At 47.5% G+C, this 236-nt stretch carries 1 protein-coding gene; it reads right to left on the bottom strand.

The window, feature by feature from the left end; genetic code table 11:
• A partial coding sequence (locus tag SB773_RS34610; protein ID WP_486304341.1) for a GNAT family N-acetyltransferase occupies nt 1-192 on the bottom strand: 192 nt, incomplete at its 3' end.
• Nucleotides 193-236: the final 44 nt, after the last annotated feature.

A 236-nucleotide genomic window follows, 5' to 3' on the forward strand; every position in this document is an offset into this window, starting at 1 on the left:
GTCGTAGCTGCCCATGACAGCACCAACTATATTGCCTGCTTCAGCTATTGCGACCAAAAACAGCTCGGGATCACGCTCTAGCTTTTGGCGGAGTCCCTCGACGGTATCGGAACGTGATAATTGCAGACCTGCTCGTAGCCACAGATCGACGACTTCGGCGTATTGGTACAAAGAGAATGGGTGAATGCGCATGAATCTCTCACTCCAGATTCGTTGTATTTTTATTAATTATATTG

The organism is Bacillus sp. SIMBA_074, from assembly GCF_046534555.1.
Classification (GTDB): Bacteria; Bacillota; Bacilli; order Bacillales; family Bacillaceae_G; genus Bacillus_A; species Bacillus_A mycoides.